The 4,232-nt window shown below is 69.5% G+C and carries 5 protein-coding genes; all 5 read right to left on the bottom strand.

Translation table 11 applies throughout. The features are described from left to right. A partial coding sequence (locus tag G6048_RS46975; RefSeq protein WP_165345734.1) for a cation:proton antiporter occupies window positions 1-1,151 on the bottom strand: 1,151 nt, incomplete at its 3' end. Between the two features lie 6 nt (window positions 1,152-1,157). Next, window positions 1,158-1,643, bottom strand: a complete 486-nt coding sequence (locus G6048_RS46970) for a cation:proton antiporter regulatory subunit (RefSeq protein WP_165345733.1) — start codon at window positions 1,641-1,643, stop codon at window positions 1,158-1,160. Between the two features lie 213 nt (window positions 1,644-1,856). Continuing rightward, window positions 1,857-2,012, bottom strand: a complete 156-nt coding sequence (locus G6048_RS46965; protein ID WP_165345732.1) for a hypothetical protein — start codon at window positions 2,010-2,012, stop codon at window positions 1,857-1,859. Between the two features lie 237 nt (window positions 2,013-2,249). Next, window positions 2,250-3,773, bottom strand: a complete 1,524-nt coding sequence (locus tag G6048_RS46960) for a potassium/proton antiporter (RefSeq protein WP_165345731.1) — start codon at window positions 3,771-3,773, stop codon at window positions 2,250-2,252. 42 nt (window positions 3,774-3,815) lie between these two features. Next, a complete protein-coding gene (locus G6048_RS46955; RefSeq protein WP_165345730.1) occupies window positions 3,816-4,106 on the bottom strand; it encodes a DUF3040 domain-containing protein in 291 nt (96 codons plus the stop codon). Window positions 4,107-4,232 lie beyond the last annotated feature (126 nt).

The following is a 4,232-nucleotide window of genomic DNA, read 5'->3' as shown; positions in this document are numbered from 1 at the left end:
GGGCGGGGGGTGAGGCGGCGGGCCAGCGGTTCGGTGAAGCGGGCGGTGAGCGGGCCGAGGATGACGAGGATCAGGACGTAGGCGGTGGCGAGCGGGCCGATGCGGGGCTCTACGCCGACGGCGAGGCCGGCGATGACGATGGAGAACTCGCCACGGGCCACAAGGGTGCCTCCGGCCCGCCAGCGGCCCGCGCTTCCGACGCCGGCGCGGCGTGCCGCGTACCAGCCCGTGGCGATCTTCGTGAGCGCGGTGATGACGGCGAGGATCAGCGCGGGGACGAGGACGGGCGGAATGTCCGCGGGGTCGGTGGACAGGCCGAAGAAGACGAAGAAGACGGCGGCGAACAGGTCGCGCAGCGGGGTGAGCAGGGTGCTGGCGCCTTCGGCGACCTCGCCGGACAGGGCGATGCCGACGAGGAAGGCGCCGACAGCCGCGGAGACCTGGAGTTCCTGGGCCACGCCCGCCACGAGGAGGGTCAGGCCGAGGACGACGAGGAGGAGCATTTCGGCGTTGTCGGAGGAGACCGCGCGGCTGATCAGTCGGCCGTGGCGCAGGGCGAGGTAGAGGACGGCGCCGACGGTGCCCAGCGAGATCACCAGGGTGACGGTGCCGCCCGCCAGGCTCACCCCTGCGAGCAGGGCGGTGAGGATGGGCAGGTAGACGGCCATGGCCAGGTCCTCGATGACCAGGACGCCGAGGACAACGGGGGTCTCGCGGTTGCCGAGCCGGTTCAGGTCTCCGAGGACCTTGGCGATGACGCCGGAGGAGGAGATCCAGGTGACGCCGGCCAGGGCGACGGCCGCGACCGGCCCCCAGCCCAGGATCAGTGCGGCGACTGCGCCCGGCACGGCGTTGAGGACGAAGTCGACGGCGCCGGAGGGGTATTGCGTTTTGAGGTTGGTGACAAGTTCGGAAGCGCTGTACTCCAGGCCGAGCAGCAGCAACAGGAGGATGACGCCGATCTCGGCGCCGGTGGCGGTGAACTCCTCGCTGGCGTTGAGCGGGAGGATGCCGCCGTGGCCGAAGGCGAGTCCGGCGAGCAGATAGAGGGGTATAGGGGAGAAGCCCACACGTCCTGCGAGGCGTCCGAGGAGCCCCAGGCCGAGAATGATTGCCCCGAGCTCGATGAGCATGGCAGTGGTGTTATGCACGGGCTTCTATCCTCCGGTGATGAGTTCGGCGACAGCGTCTACGCCTTCACGGGTACCGACGACAACCAAGGTGTCGCCGATGGCGAAGCGAAAATCGGGTGTGGGCGAGGGGACGGCGACGGTGCGGCGCAGGACGGCGACGATGGACGCGCCGGTGCGGGTGCGCGCCTGAGTGGCGCCGAGCGTGCGGCCCGCGTACGGCGACCGCTTGGTGACGGGGATGTGCTCGGTGACCAGGTCGATCTCGATGTGCTGATGCAGGTGGGCGACGGGGTCGGGGGTGAGCAACTTGGCCAGCGCGGTCGCCTCATGGGGCGCGAGCGGGGCCGCGTCCTTGCAACTGTCGTCGTCCTCGGGGTCGTGGAAGGACAGGATGCGCCGCCCGTCCTGGTGCACGACGACCGAGAGATGCTGGCCGGCATCGGTTTCGAGGTCGTAGCGGGTCCCGACCCCGGGCAGAGCGGTCTTGCTGACGTGAGCTGTGTGCTCCATGGCGTGCTCCAGAAGGAAGCGTTACGGACGTGCAGGTGACAGGTTCGGTGGATCGTGCCGGGCCGTAGCGGTGCGTTGTCAGCACCTGCCCGACAGAAATCTGCATTGCTCACCGCGACCGGCCGAGCCTTTGGCCTCCGTGCCGCCGCCCCTGGGCACGTGGAATGTCGGGATCTGGTTCTGGAGGTAAAAGGGCCGGGGTCACCGGAGGCGTCAGAGGCGCTGGTCGCTGGAGCCGGTGCTGCCGGTATCAGGAACGCTGTCGCGAGCGGCGTTGTCGACGCGCACCGCCCTGGGGATGCGTGACGCGGGGCAGCGGAAGGCCGGGTTGGCGATGGGTAGGCCCAAGGCGTGGATACGTCGACCCATGTCATGCCTCCCATCCCACCGACGCCCATGGCTGCCAGACGGCAGCCCACGAAATGAGCACTCGCCCGCTCAATGGAGCGTAATGACTCGGTAAAGAATTTTAGCGCAGGAGAAAAGGAGCAAACTCTACATACGTTCAGATAGCGCCCAAGTTGGTGGAGAAATGGTGCACGACGGCGAGGCAGGCCCGTTGCCAACCACCGCACCCGCTGACCGCTCGGGGCGGCAGGTCGGCTATCAGGCCGTGCCGGTCCGGTCCGCGGGCTCGACGTCTCCTTGCTCGCCGAGCCAGCGGGCGAGTTTGCCGCGTCTACCGATCGCACGCAGTCGTCGTTCAGCGGCGTCCCGGGTGTCCGGCGTGGTGATCAGTAGGAGCTCGTCGCCTGCGCGGAGCACGGTGTCGTGGCGGGGAACGATGCTGGTGCCGTCACGGATGATCAGGGTGACGACGACCGGTGGGGGCAACCGCAGTTCGAAGATGGCGACGCCGTGGAGCCGGGAGCCCGGGGGGACGGCGGCGGTGAGCAGGTCGGCGTCCAGGACATCGAGAGGGGCCGTCTCCACTTGTACGTCGCGCAGTGCGCCGGGCCTGGTCAGGCCGAGCCACCGGGCAGCGGCGGGCAGGCTCGGACCCTGGATGAGCGTGAAAATGACGACCAGGACGAACACGATGTTCAAAAGATCGCGAGCGCCGTCCACCCCGGCGACGATGGGGAAGGTGGCGAGCACGATCGGCACGGCGCCGCGTAGCCCGGCCCAGGAGATGAACGCCTGTTCGCGCCAAGGGGTGCGGAATGGCAGCAGGCAGGCCAGGACGGAGACGGGGCGGGCGGCCAGCAGCAGGACGAGCCCCACCCCGATGGCCGGGAGGACAGCGGAGGGCAGTTCTCTGGGAGTGACGAGCAGGCCGAGCATGACGAACAGGCCGATCTGGGCGAGCCAGCCAGCGCCTTCGGCGAACGAGCGGGTGGCGGCGCGGTGCGGCAGCTTGGAGTTGCCCAGGACGAGTCCGGACAGGTAGGCGGCGATGATGCCGCTGGCGTTGGCGGCTCCGCCGGCGGCGAAGGCGATGATGCCGAAGGCCACGGTGGCCAGTGGGTACAGGCCGGTGGCGGGCAGCGCGATGTGCCGCAGGGCGGCGACGCCGATGCGCCCGATGAGCAGGCCGAGGGCGGCGCCGACGGCCAGCTGGTAGAGGACGTTGCCCGCGATGTGTGCCGGGTCGGGCAGGTCGGCTGCGGCGGTGGAGAAGACCAGGACCAGGATGATGGTGGGGGCGTCGTTGAAGCCGGATTCTGCTTCCAGCAGGCCAGTGACTTTCTGCGGGAGTGGCAGGGCGCGCAGGACGGCGAAGACGGCTGCGGCGTCGGTGGAGGAGACGATCGCTCCGAGCAGCAGTGCCAGGTGCCATTCCATGCCGAGCAGCAGGTGGGCTCCGGCGGCGGTGACGGCGACCGAGATGGCCACGCCTGCGGTGGCGAGTACCCCGGCGGGTGCCAGCAGGCGGCGGACATCCGTCCACTGGGTGGTCAGTCCGCCTTCGACGAGGATGACGGCCAGGCCCGCGGTGCCCAGGGATTGGGCGAGCTGGGCGTCGTCGAATTCCAGGCCGAGTACGTCCTCTCCGACGATGACGCCCACGGTCAGGAATAGCAGCAGGCTGGGCAGACCGAGGCGGTTGGCGGTGCGGGCTGCGGCGATGCTAGCGAGCAGTACCGTGCCGCCGATGAGCAGCACCAGGTACAGCTCCTGCAAGGTCATCCGGGTGTCTCCGTACTGACTCCGATGGCCCGGTGGCCGGCGTCACCGGGTTGCGGGAGGATCGTTCCCTCGGGGCCGTGCGCGCTGAGGGTCGAAGAGGTGCCCTGCGGCCCCGGCCAGGACCAGACCCACTGCGATGAGTATTCCCTGCGGAAGGGCCATACCGACGCCCAGGCATGCCAGGGCGATAGCCAGGACCAGCCAGGCCCGTCCGTGCCGGTACTCGCGCGGACGGCACGGTCGGCCGGATCCCAGAGCCTTGGCGAATCGCGGGTCGTCGCGCCGCATCCGTGCTTCGAGGTCGCGCAGGTGTTCGTCGTCGAAGTGGGCCACGGCTCCTCCTTCCCTACTCCGCGGCCTGGGACAGGTGGGCCTTGGCCTCCTCGTATCCGGCGTCGCCGGTGGACTCGGCCCGGGTGTAGACCAGGTGCAGTACGCCCGACCCGAAGGTCTTCGAGG

This window comes from Streptomyces ureilyticus, from assembly GCF_011045025.1.
GTDB classification, from domain to species: domain Bacteria; phylum Actinomycetota; class Actinomycetes; order Streptomycetales; family Streptomycetaceae; genus Streptomyces; species Streptomyces ureilyticus.
The sequence above is the reverse complement of the archived record's forward strand: the minus strand, read 5'-3'. Positions and strand labels throughout refer to the sequence as shown.

Bases quoted from the DNA above. Each gene is read 5' to 3' on its own strand.
- G6048_RS46970 (WP_165345733.1), bottom strand. From the start codon at position 1,643: ATGGAGCACACAGCTCACGTCAGCAAGACCGCTCTGCCCGGGGTCGGG.
- G6048_RS46960 (WP_165345731.1), bottom strand. From the start codon at position 3,773: ATGACCTTGCAGGAGCTGTACCTGGTGCTGCTCATCGGCGGCACGGTA.
- G6048_RS46965 (WP_165345732.1), bottom strand. From the start codon at position 2,012: ATGGGTCGACGTATCCACGCCTTGGGCCTACCCATCGCCAACCCGGCC.